Below are 16,600 nucleotides of genomic sequence, written 5' to 3'. Positions count from 1 at the left end.
TCGTTGGCCGAAGACCAAATTTTTCGATTCGCATCATCGTGCCGCTCAACAACGCGTGGCTCCGGGCGTCGGGCACAATGCCTCCCGCCCGGCCGCGCCGATCATCCGCCAGGGTCTCGCCAGCAGGGCCATGATCAGCGCCTCGCAACCGAAATAAACGGGTGCGGCCGTGGCTGCTCCGATCAGGCCGTAGGCCTGCACCATCAGCGGAATGGCGACAAGGGCGGCGATCGCTCCGCACGAACGACCGAACAGCATGAGCCGAGTCCGTTTCTCCGCCAGCAGCGGTTGTGCCGCCACCACTCCCAAAGCCTGCAGCGCGCAGCCGGCCCCGATAATGGGCATCAGCACGGCCGCCGAATGATAGGTTTCCGCCAGCAGCAAGGCGGCCACCCAGTCCTTCAGCAATACCAGGGCCGCCACACCCCCGGCCCCCATGGCGGCCACGCAAGCCAGCCAAATCCAGAAGATCTTGAACGCCCGCGGTTTCCGGCCCGCGGAGAAATGCTGGAAATACACCGGCTGGAAGGTGCGCAGCAGCACCATGGCACTGCGGTTGAAAGCCTCGTTGGTCAGGGTGTAGGCGGCCGCATAAACACCTACGTCCGCCGCGCTCATCAGGTAACCGACGATGTAACGGTCGCCCAGGCCGCTGAACCAGGACAGGAGTTCCATCGGAATCAGCGGCAGCGCGTATGCCCAAATCTCCCGCTTGCGATTCCGCGACTCGGCCGGAGCTTGCCCCCGAAATTTTTCGCTCCGCTTCGGCCGGTGCAATAACGACCGGACCGCACTCGCGGCAATACTGGCGCAGGCGTAGCCCAGCAACACCCAGGCACCGTTCGCGCCCCAGTGCCACACTAACAGCACGGCAATCAGCGGGCGCAGAATACTGTCACTGGTCTGCCAAAGACTGGCCTCGCGCTGCCGGCGTTCGCCGATCAACAATTGAATCCCGATTTCCCTGTGCACTGTGGCGGCAAAAAGCAGGGCAGCGACCCCGAACAGCCAGGGATCGAACCCCGTCCTCCGGCAGTACGCCGCCCCTCCTAGGGCCAGACACACCATGGCAACAAAACTCGACCGCGCAGCCAGGCCGCGCACCGCCCGATACAGTCCCGACCGCTGTTCCCTCTCCTGGCACTCGGGCAGCAAACGCATTCCCGCGCAGATGAACGGGTAGGCAAAAATGGCGACGCCCAGCGCCACGACTCCGGTCAGCAGGGCGACTTGGCCGTAAACATCTGGCGAAACCAGTTCAGTGATAATTCGGGTGCCGAGCAGAAGCACGACACCCGACCCGAGCTGGCCGAGCAGCGCCCAGGAGGCGTCTCCGAAGATTCGCCGCCCGGAACCGGTGTCAACGGTTTTGTTCGCCATAACCGAAATAGCTCTCCTTCACGCTCGTACGACCCGACAGGGTTATCCCGCTCAACCCCATGCCCTCACCCTAAATCCCTCTCCCACCGGGAGAGAGACTCGAACTCCCGTCTCCCCGCCGGGAGATGGGTCGGGGTGAGGGAGAGCGCGTCGAATCTGCGCCGTGCCGCACCGGACGGCAGTAAATGCGGTTTGCGCGCGGTTCCCAGTACCGCGCCCCAAAGGAACATCAGCATTGCGTTCTGCGGGAAGTACTCCCAAAGATTGAACGGCAGACCCGCCACGAAGATGAAGGTCATCACCAATCCTTTACGGGAATGGCCCGAGATGCGGGCGGACATCCGGACGAAGACCAGATAGGCGAGGAGGCCGATCAATCCGTAACCGTTGAGCAGGAAAAGGTACAGGCTGTCCGAGTCGAACTGGCCCGGAAAATGTTCGGCGCCGAACAAGATATTGATGGTATTGGACCCGAGGCCGAGACCCCACCCGAACAAAAGGTCCGGCACGTCGTTGATATTGTTGCTCAGCATTCTTTGCCACAGGGCGATACGTCCGTCCTGGGTGGGATCGGCATCGTCCCGCCCGCTCAGCAGCGGGCTCGAGGCCAGCAGCAGCGCCCCCACCGCGAGCGCCGGCGCGGGCAGAACCAGTGCCCAGCGGTCGCGGGGACGCACCGCCTGATAGAACTGGAAGAACAGGACCAGAAAGGAACTCAACAGGGCCGTGCGGGACCCGCTCAACAAAGCCAGAAAGGTGGTCGCGTACATCCATTTGCGGACCTTCGGGTCTTCGGCCAGCGCGAAGAACAGCGTGCAGGTCGACATCGCCGCCCCGAACAGGTTGGGGCTGACGAAGGTCCCGAAGGGACGGCCGCCGCCCAGAATCGACACTCCGACCAGGGGCGGCGCCCACAGCGCCTGGGCAATGGCCAAACCGCCCTGCAGGACGATGTAGAAACGAAGCAGGGACGTGAATTTCTGAACGACCTGCTCGGCGGCACCCAGCCGCGCCGTCATGTAGCCGATCAGGGCCAGCGGCAGATATTCGAACACCCGAAGCCCGGCCAGCGGCACCACCAAGGGCAGATCCAGAAACAGCGCGTAGGCGACCTCGAACAGCGCATAGCTCGCGACCACCGCAAGAAAAGCGAACATCGAACCGCTCGCCGCGCCGTTCCAGAACCGCCGTTCCAGCGCGGCGTAAGCGACGATGACCGCCAGCATCACTTCACGCAATATGCGCAAACCGAAATCCTGCTCCCCGTAAACTTCCTTGACCCCGTTCCAGGCCGAGTCGACCTGGGGCAGCGAGGCCACGGCCGACACGCTGACCAGCACGATCAGAAGCATGGGAAGGTCTTTTTCGACTTGGATTTTCATCGGTTACAACGCCAAGGACTGTTCCGGCCGAAAGCTGGTGCTCGGCGCAGCAACCGGGAGGAACACTCACCATTTAACCAGCGACCATACTGTAGCGCGTGGTTGACATCAGCGTTTCCGGCAAACCGTGGCGGATATGGCACATTGCCGGAAATGGCTACCGTCTTATCCCGGCCTACAACCTCTACGCTTTCTCTCGACATACAGCCAACACCTCCCTTTAAACCGCCTTCGGATAACCATACCCATACCCGTAATACGGGTAATACGAAGACCCTTCCTTCATGTCGTTCATGATGAAGCCGTTCGGCCTGATCCCCACGTGCTGGAAGCGGCGGAAGCTGACTTCCAACTCCTGCGCCGTGTAGCGCCCCTCCTTGACCACCAGGAAAGTGGCGTCGGCGTGCTTGCCGATGATGGCGGCGTCGGTGGCGCCCAGGATCGGCGGCGAATCGATCACGATATGGTTGTAGAAGGCCTTGAGATCCTCCAGGATCTCTTCCAGGCCGCCGAGCACCAGGAGTTCGGCGGGATTGGAGACGTTCCGCCCCTTCGAGATGAAATCCACGCCGACGTCCGGAAGGCTGGTAATGGTCTCGGCCAGCGAAGCCGTCCCGGACAGGAGATCGGAAAGCCCCAGTTCCTTGCGGGCGGAAAAGGCCTCGTGCAGCCGGCCGTTACGAAGGTCGGCGTCGATGATCAGCACCCGCTTCCGGATGCTCGCCAGGAGCGCCGCCAGGTTCGAGCTGACGAAGGACTTGCCCATGCCCGGCGCGGGACTGCTGATCATGATGACCTTGCTCTCGCCGCTGGCGAGCGTCGCTTCCAGGGTCGTACGCAGGGCGCGCAGCGACTCGACCGAAATATCGTGGGGCGCCTGGCTGGCCAGTACCGCCGGCTGATCCTGATCGGTCAGCTTGGCCAGACGCTTCTGCTTCTTGCTGTGCGGAATCGCCGCGTAAAGCGGAATACCGACCTGGTATTCCAGCAGTGCGGGGTGATTGTTATGGCGCTGCAAAGAGTTGCGCAGGAACACGATCGCCGAGCCCGCGGTCAGCCCCAGCACGGAGGCTATGGCCAGCAGCAGAACCGGCTTGGGCCAATAGGGCTTCTCCGGCGTGACGGCAAAATCGACGATGCGGGAATTGCCGATCGATCCGGCGGCCGCCACGCGCTGTTCCTGGGCGCTGTTCAGCAGCGAGGTATACAGCTCGGTATTGACCTGCACGTCGCGCGACAGGCTCACCATGTTTTGCTGGGTGCGCGGCAGCTCCTTGATCCGCTTGTTGAGGTCCGACAGCTTCCGTTCCACCCGGCTGATCTGGGCCTTGGTGGCGATCATGTCGGGATGAGCGTCGGTGAACCGCTGGTTCTGCTCCTCGTATTTCTGTCTGAGCTGGATGCCCAGGGTTTCCATTTCCGCCGCCTGCTTCAACAGCACTTCGGCCTCGGCGGAGATATCGACCGCCCCGTGCTGCTGCCGGTAAGCGCTCAAAGCCTGCTCCGCGCGTTCCAGGCGCTCCTTCACGACCGGCAGCTGGCTTTCGAGAAAATCCAGCTTTTGTCCGGCTTCCGCCGATTCCCAGTTCACCGTTGCGTTCACATAAGTGGTGGCGATGTCGTTGACGGATTTGGCGAGCTGCAGGGGTTCGCGGCCCTTGAGTTCGACATTGAGAATGTCCGTGTCCTTGGACGCTTCCTTGACGGAAAACGCCTTCTTCAGTTTTTCGATGGCCGTCAGCCGGCTTTCCCGGCGCAGATCGAAATAGGTGCCGGGGTGGGCCTTGAGTTCGGAGATCTTGACCGCGACGGGTTTTTCTTCGCCCACGTCGATTTCGAGGCCTTCGCCCACCCGCCCCTCGGCCAAAACTTGGTCCTTGGGGCCGAGCAGCCGGAAACGCCCTTCTTCAAGGGCGATCAGGGTGAAGTCTTTTCCCAGGTATCGCTCGGGAACGGTGAATTCGCCGATCTCGATCCTCTCGCCGCCGAAAGCCCAGCTGTCGAAGCCCCACCAGGCGCCGGCCACCCCGTCGCGCGGGTCGTGCCAACGGGCGAGGGTCTCGCCGATCAGCGGCAAATAGCGGGGCGAGGCTTCGATCGCCAGATTCAGACCGTCGACGACCTTGCCGAGCACCGAGCGCGACCTCAGAATCTCGACCTCCCGCTGCGCCCGCGGATTCTCCGCCTCGGCCGGGGATTTACTGGTCTCGCTGCGGAGCGGGGCCGTCAGCAGCGCCTTGTTCTTGTCGATCCTCAGCAAGGCATCCGCCTTATAGGTACGGGGCGCGAAAACCAGGTAGACCACCGTCACCAGCAAGACCGACACCAGCGTCAACAAGATGGTCTTCTTGCCTTCGAGCAGCAGATCGACATAGTCGCGGATACTGACGCTCGGCTCCTCGATCCGCGACCAGTTAGGCGGAGGAGGCAGGCTAATCTCGTTTTGTCCGTGCATGTTCATGACTCAATCCACGTATCGATTCGGTTGAAAGACCCTTTGCCGAGTACCGCCGACTTCCGGTCCCGACCCACGCCGCCGCTTGTAGATATGCAATCCCTTGCCGACGAAGGCGTCGCCGGAAAAGCTCGTAGGATGTGCTGAACGAAGTGAAGCGCATCATTCCGGATGCCATCCGCTCGGGCCCGGAAAGGATGCGCTTCGTACCTCAGCGCATCCGGGTACCGGCCGGAAGCCCTAGAAGCCATAGAACGCCCCGCGCGTCATGACCTGGCTGAACGACGACGGCAGCAACTGGTTGAGTACACGCGACCACTGGGTCACGCCCGCCGTGCCCACGAAAACGACATCGTGCGGTTGCAAGGAGAATTGCTCGGCCAGGATCATGGCGTCGGGCGACTCACCGTTGAGCTGGAAAATTTCCGGCCTAGCCTGCCCGGCCCGAATGACGTAGATTTCCTCCGCGTTCGAGGTGTTGAAGTCGACTCCGTTGGATTCCGACAAGGCCTGAGCGAGCGTCATTCTGCCCTTGTGGATTTGCAGCGCCTGCTGCCGGCCGACTTCGCCGGTGACGAAGACCTTGGCGTGATAGCGATCGGGCACGTGCAGCACGTCGCCAGCCATCAGTTGCAGGTTCTGGCCGTTATTGCCCTGTTCATAAAGCGCCTGGAGGTTGATCGGATAGAGCTTCTCCCCGCGCGCCAGGGTCACGTGACTCAGATCCGCCTCTGTCGTCACGCCGCCCGCGCGGCTGATGGCTTCGGCGACATTGAGCGGCGAATCCACCATCGACTGGACGCCGGGATACTTGACTTCGCCCACCACGGCAACCTTGTGGGCCTGGAACGCGAGCACGCGCACGTCCAGCTTGACCTTCTTGAAGTATTTGGAAAGCCCCTCGCTCAGCAGGTCTCTGATCTCCGCAACGGTCTTGCCCGCGACGTGAACGGTGCCCACGTAGGGATAGAAAATCGTCCCGTCATCGAGAACGGACTTGCCCGCCAGTTCGGGAGGAATATCCTCGCCGCCCGGATCGTTCAGTTCGGGGTGATCCCAAACCGTGATCTGCAGCCGATCGTGCGGCCCGACCCGGTAAGGCTCCGGTTCCGAATTCGGCAGCGTGAGCGTGTTGGCGTCCTGCAGCCTGGCGTTTTCCCGCTCGATGATCAAATCGGCGGTGATCGGAACGATCTTCACTTTCTCCTTGACCAGCTTGCCGTCCTTCATGACCGGCACGGTGGCGTCCGCGATATCGCTGCCCCGCTTCATGTCCATGCCCGGCGTCAGCGAACAGCCGGAAAGAAAAACGGCCAGCCACAGCGCCAGAATCCCGGCGGCCCCCCCCGGCCCTCCAATCCACCAATCCCAGGATGACGATGCGCTCATCTCTTCCCCTCCCCTGCAAAATCGATAATCAATAGGCGTTCTTGTTGACGAAACCGGACACGACGGTTCTCGCGGCGATTTCCAGGTCGAACCACACCGACCAGTTCTGGATGTAATAAAGGTCATGCTCGATACGCTTGACCAGATCGGTGTCGCCGCGCCAGCCGTTGACCTGGGCCCAGCCGGTAATGCCGGCTTTCACCATGTGCTTCTTCATGTAGTTCGGCACCTGATCCTTGAACACTTCCACGAAATCCGGACGTTCCGGGCGCGGCCCCACCAGCGACATATCGCCCTTAAGCACATTGATCAGCTGCGGCAGTTCGTCCAGGCTGGTCCTGCGCAGGAAAGCCCCGAACGGTGTCGCGCGGTTTTCGCCGGGCTTGGCCCAGACCGGACCGGTATTCGCCTCGGCGTTCACCGGCATGGACCGGAACTTCAGCATGATGAACGAGCGATTGTTCCAGCCGACGCGTTCCTGCCGGTAAAACACCGCCCCCGGCGAGCTGAGCTTGACCCCGGCGGCGATGAGCAGCATGACCGGGCTCGCGAGCATCAGGAGGATCAACGCCAACAGACGGTCTTCGACTTCCTTGATATAGCGGTTGATGCCGTGCAGAGGCGACACCGAAATATCCAGCGTCGGGATGCCGGCGACATCGTTCAGATTCAGAAACTTGCTCATCTTGAAAGCGAAGCAGTCGATCACCAGCCGTATGCTGACCGGCAAATGGCGCAGTTCGTGCAGAACCTGCTCCGCGCGCGCCTCGCCCTTGAACGGAAACGCCACCCAGACTTCATCCACCTCTTCCCGGGCCACCAGATGGGCCAGATCATTCAGCCCGCCCAGCCGCGGCAGCGCGATCTCCCCGATCGCGCCTCTCGGTTTGACGCGGTCGTCGACATAACCGATCACCTGCAAGCCCGCCCACGGCGAATCGTTCAATTGCCGGCTCGCGGCCATCGCCATTTCGTTCAGCCCGACCATCACGATGCGGCCCTGCTGCCAGCCGCGCGCGCGCAATAGCCTCAGCACGCGCGAAAGCGCGGCCCGCATCAGGACGATGAAAACAAAGCCCAATACGCCCCAGGTCGCGATCCAGCGATAACTGGAACCGAGCCATACATGCAGGCGGACCAGGGCGACGATGGATACCACCGAGATCAGGGTGAACAGCCAGGCGCGCAGGATGCGGACGACTTCCCCCCGCATCGCATCGCTCCGCCAGGGGCGGTAGATCTGCCCGATCTCGAAGAAAATGATGGTTCCCAGAAGGCCGATTGCGATGACAACCCGGTGATCCTGGTCGATGACCGGTTGTTGATGCCACAAATAAAAGGCGACCCAAGCGGCGGCCAGCAGCATCGCGACGTCGAGAACTCTCAACAGCACGATCACCGTGTGCCCGTACTGTTTGTAAAGCCCTTTGAATACGCTTCCGAAACCGATTGGCATGTTCGTGAACCTCTTATAACTCCTCGCAAGATCGACAAGGCGGCCGTCCCTGCAAAGAGAAGCAGCCTTGGACCATTAGCCTACGGGAGCAAGATGAGCGAACAGCCGAAAGAAAAATTAAAATGAGATGAAGATTGGATTATTTTCGGAGACGAGTTTGCGCGGGTCGTACCGGAGCATTTTCATATCAGCCGTAGGCAACTCGCGAGTAGATACTGTTATCCGGGTCAAGTGCCATGGAGTGCTGGATCGAAGGGTTTTCCGGACTTGAGGACGCCGAAAGCGACCTGGAGGAGCTTGCGCATCATGGCACCGATGATGAGCTTGGCGGGCTTGCCCGAGAGCGCGAGCCGGTTCTTGAAGGGCTGGCCCCAAGCGGTCTTATACAGGATCACCATGGCTGGCATGTAGAGGGCTTTGCGCAAGAAGGCATGGCCGACCTTGGACAGCCGCGGCTTGGTTTTCACGCTCGTTCCGGACTCCTGCCGGCGCGGGTCGAGCCCGGCGAAGGCGACGGCTTGTCGGCTATTGGCGAAGCGGCTGGGCTCGGCATAGAAGGCGAGCAGAATGGCGATGGTGCGTTCCCCGATACCGGGGATGCTCTCGAGTAATTCGCGCTTTCCCTTCAGATCGGGGTTAGAGTCGATGTGCTCATTGATGGTTTTGATCAGGCTCTTGATCTGCTGATCGAGCCAATTCAGGTGTTCTTGAATGTTGGTGCGCACCGCGTCCCGGGCGACCTCCAGGCGGTTACTTTCCTGGGTCCGCAGGGCTTGCAACGCATCCAGACGCAACACGAGCGCGCGCAAGGCGATTTCGGCTTCGCTTCTCGCCTGCCAGGGAGGCGGATGGCGCTCGGCGCAAAATTCGGCGATGAGGCGCGCATCGACGGCATCGGTTTTGGTCCGGGTTAAGCGGGAAGCGGCATAGGCTTTGATTTGGGCAGGGTTGATGACGCTGACAGTGAACCCTTGGGTAGCCAAGCACTGGGCGACGTCTTCCCAATACACCCCAGTGGCTTCCATACACACGTGAACATTCCGTGCCTCTGGGCCGGTGAGCCAAGTGACGAGGGTGGCGAACCCGTCTTGGGAGTTGGCGATGACTTTGGTTCGGAACTTCCCGTTGGGGAGGCGTAACGCGCAGTCCAGTTTGGCTTTGGCGACATCAATTCCGAGATAAAACGTGGGCATCATGAACCTCAAATGATCTACCTTGTGAATGCGGGCTGCCGGCAAGCCGGGCCGAAGATACTGTTCGATCGCTCGATGAGGGTGAGCGACTGCTGCATCGATCTACGCAACGGGCTTGGTGTCCCAAGGGCGGGAACGGCATCCAGTCGCTCAAACCTGGAGCGCCCTCCAGGCCTGTGGTGACCGGTCGGGAGTCTTCTCCAACCCCTTCCGAACCACACGGAATTCATAATACAAGGTCGGGAAGCCTTTCCCGACGTCACGGCCCGGCCGAGCGTCTTCGTCGGCAAGGATTGCCGACCTACGAACGATTGCGCCCATGCGAAACGCCGAAATTCGATCGTGCCCGGCGGTTCGGTTCGCTAAGCAGACACCGGCAGCCACACCGAGAACTCGCTCCCCTTTCCGGGACCTTCGCTGAAGACCTCGATGCGCCCCTGATGTAGCTCCACCAGTTTCTTGACGATGGCGAGACCGAGTCCGAGCCCGCCCTGAGCGCGATCGAGGGTTCTCTCGGACTGCGTGAAGACCTCGAAGACTTGGGCCAGCAAGGGCTGCGCGATACCTTCGCCGGTGTCCTTCACCCGGATCAGAGCTTCCCGGTCCTCCCGGCTCACGGTCAGCCAGATGGTCCCGCCCGGCGGCGTGTATTTGGCGGCGTTGTTGAGCAGATTGGAGATCAGCTGCGCGAGGCGCTCGGCATCTCCCATGAGCGGAACGGGGGTATCCGGAACCGAAACGATCAAACGGTGCTGGCGGGACTGTATCAAGGGTCGGCTGCTTTCCAGCGCCTGATCGACCACTGCGGAGAGTTCGATCGGCGCCTTCCGGACCGTGATTTTGCCCTGCTCGATCCGGGAAATATCGAGGAGATCGTCCACCAGGCGGGCCAGATGGCCGGTCTGACGTTCGATGACTTGCTGAACCGCTTGCAGCCTAGGATCCGACACGTCCAATCTTTTTATGATTTGCGCGGCATTTCTGATCGGCGCCAGCGGATTCCGAAGTTCGTGGCCGAGCATGGCCAGAAATTCGTTCTTGCGCCGATCCGCCGACTTCAGGGCGTTTTCGATCCGCTGCCGCTCCGCCAGCGCGACTTCGAGCTGCCGCACGCGTTCCGCCAGCTCCCGCTTTTGCCGGTAGAGCTGCATGAAAACGGCGACCTTGCTGGAAAGAATATGAGGGTCCAGCGGCTTGAACAGAAAATCGACGGCCCCAGACTCGTAGCCCTTGAATACCCGGGTGTGGTCATGTATGCCGGCGGTGACGAAAATGATGGGAATTTCACGGGTGCGTTCGGTTCCCCGCATCAGCTCGGCCAATTCGAATCCGTCCATGCCGGGCATCTGCACGTCGACCAGCGCCAGCGCCACCTCGTGCACCAGCAGAAGATCGAGGGCCTCCTCGCCGGAATGCGCGCACAGCAGGCCGGCGTGATGCCCGCCCAGGAGCCCCGCCAGCGCCACGAGATTCTCCTCGCGGTCATCGACCAACAGGATTTTTGGTTTAGCGGTCATGGTATCGTTTTCGGCCACTTTCTCCTCCGCGCCCCGCCAGCCGGATCAGATACGCGCGAATTTCCGCGGCCGGCAGGACTGCGGCCCGTTCGCACAAAGCAATGGCGGCGTTCGGCATCGCCGGCATCGCAGCATCCGCCGGCGCCTGAACGAACGCAAGCCCTCCGGCGTCTTCGATGACTTTGAGTCCGTACGCACCGTCGGCGTTGGCGCCGGAAAGCAGAATCCCGATCGCGCCCCCGCCGAGACTCCGCGCCGCGGACTCGAACAGAACATCAATGGAGGGTAGGCTGAAGTTCACCGGCTCGTCCACTGAAAGGGCGAACGTCATGCCCCGGTCTATCAGCAAATGGTAGTCGGGCGGAGCGACATAAATCATCGAAGCTGAGACCGGTTCCTTATCCAGCGGTTCCCGCACCGGGCGGCCCAGCTTGGCGGCAAGAACCTCGGACAGCGCGCTGCGCTTTCGCCGCGGCAGGTGCACGACGATGACGATGGGCACCGCGAAATCATCGGGCAGGTCGGCGAGCAGGATCGAAAGGGCATCGAGGGCTCCGGCGGAGCCGCCCACCACGATTACTTCCGGGAGGACCGGCGCAAGCCACGATGCCATATCAAGGCTCACTCCTTCTGGTAAATCCGTTCCGCCCGGGCGAACTCGCTGAACGCCGCGGCGTGATCCGAAAAGCGCAGCGTTTCCTTCGCCCCCAGACCCAGGAACCCTTTCCGGCACAGCGCATCCCGAAACAGGCCGATGGCTCGATTCTGCAAGGCGCGGTCGAAATAGATGAGGACATTGCGGCAGGTTATGAGCTGCACTTCGGCGAACACCATGTCGGTCGCGAGGCTGTGGTCGGAAAACACGATATTCTTGCGCAGGGCCTTGTCGAACACCGCCGAACCGTAGGCCGCGGTGTAATAGTCGGCGAGCGATGCGCGTCCGCCCGCGGCTCGATAGGCTTCGCTGAAACCCGCCATCCGATCGAGCTCGTAGATCCCCGCCCTGGCCTTGCGCAGGGCCTCCGGATTGATGTCCGTCGCATAGATCAGGCTGCGGTCGAGCAGCCCCTCTTCCTGCAACAGGATGGCAAGCGAATGAACTTCCTCCCCGGTGCTGCATCCCGCGACCCAAATCTTCAGGGACGGGTAGGTTTGCAGAAACGGCACCACTTTTTCGCGCAAGGCCCGATAGAAACCGGGGTCCCGAAACATGTCGCTCACCATGATGGTGAGAAGCGACAAAAGCTCCGGGAATACGCCGGCATCGTGCAGGACGCGCTCCTGCAATCCCGACAGCGAACGGCAGCCGAAGCGGCGCATGGCCAGGGAAAGCCGGCGCGCCATGGAAGCCGGCGCGTAATGGCGGAAGTCATAGTGAAACCGGAGATAGATCGCCTCGAGGAGCAGCTTGATCTCGGTTTCAGAAGTGTCGTCGTGCAAAGCGGCCTCTATTTCGGTATCCAGACCTTGATCAGCGAAACCAGCTTATCGATGTCGATAGGCTTGGCGATGTAATCGCTGGCGCCCGCGTTCAGGCATTTCATGCGGTCGTCGGGCATCGCCTTGGCGGTGAGCGCGATGATCGGAAGGTTCTTCCATTCCGGGCGCTTGCGGATTTCCCGGGTCGCGGTCAATCCGTCCATCTCCGGCATCATCACGTCCATGAGCACCAGCTCCACCGCGGCACCGGGCTCCCGCATGGCCCTTTCGAGAACCGCCAGCGCTTCCTTGCCGTTGCGGGCGATGCGCACTTTCACCCCCTTGGGCTCGAGCACGCTGGTCAGCGCGAAGATATTCCGCGCGTCGTCCTCGACCAGCAGGATCGTGCGGCCTTCCAGCGCTTCCTCGCGGTTCCGCAGCTCGCGCAGAATCTCCTGGTGCTCGCGGGGAAGCCGGGCTTCGACCTGATGCAGAAACAGCGTCACCTCGTCGAGCAAGCGCTCCGGCGAACGCGCGCCCTTGACGATGATGGTGCTGGCATAGCGGCGCAGGCGATTCTCCTCCTCCCGGGTCAGCGAGCGTCCGGTGTAAACGATGACCGGCGGGAACGAGAAAGCCTCGCCGGATGCCATTTTGTCGAGCAGATCGTAGCCCGAAATGTCCGGCAGGCTGAGATCCAGGACCACGCAGTCGAAAGTGGAGTCCTTGAGCTGGCTGAGCGCCTCGCTGCCGGCGCCGACCGAAACCACCTCGACGCCCTCGGTACGGAGCAGCCGCTCGATACTTTCACGCTGGACCGCAACATCTTCGACCACCAGGACGCGGCGGACGTTCTGTTCCAGCTTTTGCTCCAGCTTCCGAAAAGCGCTCACCAGCTGCTCGCGCATGACCGGCTTGAGCACGTACCCGACCGCGCCCATTTCCATGGCCTGCTGGGTGTAGTCCGAAATCGACACGACATGCACCGGAATATGCCGGGTCGCGGCGCGGCCCTTGAGATTTTCGAGCACGCTGAGCCCGGAATGGTCAGGAAGGTGAATGTCGAGGATGACCGCACTGGGCAGGAATTGCTCGGCCAGCGCCAGCCCCTCGCTCGCGCTCGCCGCAATCAGGCACCGGAAACGCATTTCGTGCGCGAGATCGCGCAGAATGCCGGCAAACGCCGGGTCGTCTTCGATGACGAGAATGCTCCGTTCGCCCGGCTCCAGGTGCTCGCGATCGTCCTGCACCGGCTGTCCTGCAGGTGCCGCCGCGACCGGTTGCTGCGGACTCGGCACAGCCCTTTCGTCCGCAGGACGCGCCTTGGACAGAGAAACCACCTCCCGTCCGCGCGGAGGCTCCTCGGCGGATTCCTGCGCGAATTCGATCGGGACAATAAGGGTAAAGGTGCTGCCCTCGCCGGGAGTACTTTCCACCGAAATCGAGCCGCCCAGCCGCTGGGCGAGCTCCCGGGAAATGGTCAAGCCCAGGCCGGTTCCCCCGTGCCGCCGCTGTATGGTGCCGTCGGCCTGGCGGAAGGCCTCGAATATGGCGGCCTTGTGCTCGGGGTCAATGCCGATGCCGGTGTCATGGACGGCGAAACCGATTCGGCCGGGTCCGGCCGGCGCCACGCGCAGGCTGACCTCGCCGGCTTCGGTGAACTTGAAGGCATTGGAGAGCAGGTTTCTGAGGATTTGCTGCAACCGTAGCGGATCGCTGGTGATGGTCCCCGGCGTGCCCGGCTCGATGCGCGTTTCGAATCCCAGCTTACTTTGCGACGCGACCGGCTGAAAGCTGCGCTCGAGCATTTGCACCAAGGGTCCGAGTTCGACCGGCTCGGGTCGCATTTCCAGGCGGCCCGCCTCGATCCGGGAGAGATCGAGAATATCGTTGATCAGCTCGAGCAGGTCGTTGCCCGAGGAATAGATGATCGAGGCGTATTTGACCTGTTCCGGGCTCAGATTGCCTTCCCGGTTGTCGGCCAGGAGCTTGGCCAGGATGAGCGTGCTGTTGAGCGGGGTGCGCAGCTCGTGGCTCATGTTCGCCAGGAATTCCGACTTGTACTGGTTGGCCCGGGCGAGATCCTCCGAACGCTTGATCAACTCGGTCTGGGCCTGCGACAGTTGGTCTCGCCGTTCCTCGAGGCGAGTGTTGATCTCCGTCAGTTCCTCGTTCTGCGCCTCGAGACGCGCTTCCGACTCGGACAGCGCCTTGCTCTGGCTCTCCAGCTCCTCGTTGGCCACTTTCAGCTCTTCCTGCTGCCGCCTGAGTTCGTCGGCCTGCCGCTGGGTTTTCCGGAGCAGGTCCTCGAGCCGGGTGCGGTACAGCGACGAGCGAATCGCGCTGGCCACCGGCTCCGCCATCGCAGCGAGGAGATCCATGTCGGAGATGCCCACCGGACGGACGAAGCCGAGCTCGATCACCGCCTTCACCTTGCCGTCGATGATCGCCGGCATCACCACCAGGTGCCTGGGGGCAGCCTGTCCCAGCGCCGACGAAACCCGGAAATAGCCCTCGGGCAGATCGTCGAAACGCAGGACCTTCCGGTCCTTGACCGCCTGGCCGACCAGCCCTTCGCCCGGCGCGACGGTTTGCGGACAGGCCAGGTCCGTTCCCACGGCGTAGGTGGCCATGCGGCGCAGCTCGCCGTCGCTGCGCTCCGCCGCATACAGCACGCCCACGGGCACTTCGAGATATTCGCAGAAAAAGTTCAGGATCTTGTCGCAAAGTGCTTCGAACGCCTGTTCGCCCTGCATGCGCAAGCCCAGATCCCGCTGCCCGGAGCGGATCCAGTCGTCTTCCTTGAGTTGCAGCTTCACCTGGACGCTGTGCCGGGCGACCATCGCAACCACCCAGATCGACAGCACGCCCAGGATCTTGTTAATGCCCGAAATGGTCGGCAAAGGCGTGCCGGAGGACTCCGACACGAGCCGGCTGAACAACATCAGAAACGTCGCTACGAGCGCGACCAGGATCGGTATCCGCGGACGCCAGACATAAAGCGAGAGGGCCGCCGGGATGAAATAGAGCGTCCATACCGCAATGCCTTGAGGCGTCAGAATGTCGCCCACGAAGGCGATCGCCAGGCTGACGACAATGGCCGTATCGACCAGCGGGGTGCGCTGCTTCTCGAAGCGTATCATCGCGCGCCCCGCAACCCGATGCCGGTTCCGCGCCGGAGCCTTCCGGGCGATCGAGCCCGCGCAAGCGCTTTGCCTCCCGGTTTCCGTGAGACAAAGCGCCGATTCCCGTGGATGACGGGTATTGAAATGGTTGAGAACACAGAAGTTTTCCGAAGAAGAGGGAGTTTCGATAGACGCTACGCCTTCCCACCGAAAGGGTGCGTTTCAGCTAAGACGCTGTCAAGCGAAGAAAAATCCGGAGCGGAGATGAACGAGCAAAAAAGTAGCCGCGGAATGTGGAACGGTTCGCGCAATGAAGCCGCCGTATTCCGCTGTATGCGGGCTTCTACGGCGAAGCTTCGGTGTCGGTGTTTCCTATCGAAACCGACCGATGCGACGATTGTCGACCCGCATCGGGTTCATAAACCTTCGATGACTTCCGGACCCCGCCGATCGCCCGAAAGCCCAGCAGCACCGCCAGAATCGCGGCATCCGCGGCCGGTCCGGAAATGTCTTTCTTGACCAGCCACCAGAAATGCGCCACCCCGAGAACGGCGATCAGGTAAACCAGCCGGTGCAGCACGCGCCAGCGCTTCCCGCCGAGCCGGCGAATCATGGCATCGGTCGAGGTGAGCGCCAGCGGAATCAACAGCAGAAAGGCGGTGAACCCCACGGTGATATAAGGCCGCTTGCCGATATCCTTGACGATGCCGGACCAATCGAAGAATTGATCCAGGACCAGGTAGGTAAGAAAATGAAGGCATCCGTAGAAGAAGGCGAACAGCCCCAGCATCCGCCGGAATCGCCCCGGCCAGGGCCATCCGGAAAGCCGCCGGAGCGGCGTTACGGCCAGGGTCGCCAACAGCAAAGTAAGCGTCCAATAACCGGTGATGTGCGTGATTTTCTCGATCGGATTCGCCCCCAATCGATCGAATACGCCATCGGCGATCAGCTTGAACAGGGGGATCAATAAGATCAGGAAGAGCCCTCGTTTTAGGGCGATTATCGTCTTGGGATGGGGATTTCGAATATTCATGACGTTTAACTAAGAAAACCCGGGAAACCCGGGTAGGTCGGGAATCCCTTCCCGACACCTTCGTCGGCAAAGGATTGCCGACCTACCTGACCCCAGATGCGATCTGATAAGGTCGGGAATCCTTTCCCGACGCCATGCTCCGACCAAGCGGATTCGTCGGCAAAGGATTGCCGACCTACGAACACTGGAGTCGATGTACCCTGTCCCGAAGGCACCTACGCCTCCCGCCAAGCCTGTTTTGCCGTACGAGA

11 protein-coding genes are annotated in these 16,600 nt (G+C 61.7%); all 11 read right to left on the bottom strand.

Features of this window, described 5'->3' with window-relative positions; translation table 11 throughout:
- Positions 1-45 precede the first annotated feature (45 nt).
- The 11 genes from sS8_RS20835 to sS8_RS20785 all read right to left on the bottom strand — a co-directional run bounded on the left by sS8_RS20835 (position 46) and on the right by sS8_RS20785 (position 16,349).
- Positions 46-1,380, bottom strand: a complete 1,335-nt coding sequence (locus tag sS8_RS20835; RefSeq protein WP_119631446.1) for a lipopolysaccharide biosynthesis protein — start codon at positions 1,378-1,380, stop codon at positions 46-48.
- Positions 1,381-1,445: 65 nt separating this feature from the next.
- Positions 1,446-2,762 (bottom strand): O-antigen ligase family protein, encoded by a 1,317-nt coding sequence (locus tag sS8_RS20830; protein ID WP_119631445.1) that lies wholly within the window; start codon positions 2,760-2,762, stop codon positions 1,446-1,448.
- Positions 2,763-2,982: 220 nt separating this feature from the next.
- A complete protein-coding gene (locus tag sS8_RS20825; protein ID WP_232020374.1) occupies positions 2,983-5,223 on the bottom strand; it encodes a polysaccharide biosynthesis tyrosine autokinase in 2,241 nt (746 codons plus the stop codon).
- A 234-nt stretch (positions 5,224-5,457) separates the two neighbouring features.
- Complete coding sequence (locus sS8_RS20820; protein ID WP_197716592.1) at positions 5,458-6,606, bottom strand: polysaccharide biosynthesis/export family protein; 1,149 nt, start codon at positions 6,604-6,606, stop codon at positions 5,458-5,460.
- 28 nt (positions 6,607-6,634) lie between these two features.
- The gene (locus sS8_RS20815) at positions 6,635-8,062 is read right to left on the bottom strand and encodes an undecaprenyl-phosphate glucose phosphotransferase (RefSeq protein ID WP_119631444.1); all 1,428 of its coding nucleotides are present in this window, start codon (positions 8,060-8,062) and stop codon (positions 6,635-6,637) included.
- 227 nt (positions 8,063-8,289) lie between these two features.
- Entirely contained in the window at positions 8,290-9,255 is a 966-nt protein-coding gene (locus sS8_RS20810; RefSeq protein WP_084161956.1) for an IS110 family RNA-guided transposase, read from the bottom strand.
- A gap of 362 nt (positions 9,256-9,617) precedes the next feature.
- Positions 9,618-10,772, bottom strand: coding sequence for an ATP-binding response regulator (locus tag sS8_RS20805; RefSeq protein ID WP_119631443.1), 1,155 nt, complete (start codon positions 10,770-10,772; stop codon positions 9,618-9,620).
- The gene (locus tag sS8_RS20800; protein WP_119631442.1) at positions 10,762-11,385 is read right to left on the bottom strand and encodes a chemotaxis protein CheB; all 624 of its coding nucleotides are present in this window, start codon (positions 11,383-11,385) and stop codon (positions 10,762-10,764) included. The genes sS8_RS20805 and sS8_RS20800 overlap by 11 nt, the downstream gene beginning before the upstream one ends.
- Positions 11,386-11,393: 8 nt before the next feature.
- Entirely contained in the window at positions 11,394-12,212 is an 819-nt protein-coding gene (locus sS8_RS20795) for a CheR family methyltransferase (protein WP_232020373.1), read from the bottom strand.
- An 8-nt stretch (positions 12,213-12,220) separates the two neighbouring features.
- Positions 12,221-15,334, bottom strand: a complete 3,114-nt coding sequence (locus tag sS8_RS20790) for a response regulator (protein WP_119631440.1) — start codon at positions 15,332-15,334, stop codon at positions 12,221-12,223.
- A 325-nt stretch (positions 15,335-15,659) separates the two neighbouring features.
- Complete coding sequence (locus sS8_RS20785; protein ID WP_119631439.1) at positions 15,660-16,349, bottom strand: protein-methionine-sulfoxide reductase heme-binding subunit MsrQ; 690 nt, start codon at positions 16,347-16,349, stop codon at positions 15,660-15,662.
- Positions 16,350-16,600 lie beyond the last annotated feature (251 nt).

Origin of the sequence: Methylocaldum marinum (assembly GCF_003584645.1) — a bacterium.
Taxonomy (GTDB): domain Bacteria; phylum Pseudomonadota; class Gammaproteobacteria; order Methylococcales; family Methylococcaceae; genus Methylocaldum; species Methylocaldum marinum.
Note: the sequence above shows the minus strand (reverse complement) of the source record. Positions and strands in the feature narration are given on the sequence as shown.